Genomic DNA, 447 nt, shown 5'->3' with positions numbered 1-447 from the left:
CTGCGAGCGGTCAGAGGGGGCAGGGCGGGAGAGCGGACAAGCCCTGCACGCTCCCGGAGATTCGGGTGCGGGAGGGCAGGCGGGCCTTGAGCGGGTCGCCGATCCCGTACTGGCCAAGCGCAGCGAAAATTCGCTGCAGGCTACGGCCCGGACCGTGAACGGGAAGCAGGTGGTAACCAATCCGGATGCGGTCACCGTGGTAGTCAACAAGCAGCGCAGCCTTCCGGAAGGGTATGCCCCTCCCGACCTCGTGGAACCGGACGTGCCCTTTACGTTCGACGGGCACCATGAGAAACGGCAGCTGCGAAAGGAAGCCGCCGCCGCGCTCGAAAGGCTGTTCGCCGGGGCGTCGCAGGCCGGCTTGGAGCTTCGGGCCGTCTCCGGTTACCGCTCGTATGAGCGCCAGCAGGCCGTTTACGGGCAGCATGTCCGCACCAAGGGGGTGGA

Annotated in this window: 1 pseudogene; it reads left to right on the top strand. The window is 67.3% G+C overall.

What is annotated here, in order from left to right:
- A pseudogene (locus tag CPT76_RS40885) lies at window positions 1–447 on the top strand (D-alanyl-D-alanine carboxypeptidase family protein); the annotation flags it as partial.

Origin of the sequence: Paenibacillus sp. AR247 (assembly GCF_002968895.1) — a bacterium.
GTDB classification, from domain to species: Bacteria; Bacillota; Bacilli; order Paenibacillales; family Paenibacillaceae; genus Paenibacillus_AQ; species Paenibacillus_AQ favisporus.
The sequence above is the reverse complement of the archived record's forward strand: the minus strand, read 5'-3'. Positions and strand labels throughout refer to the sequence as shown.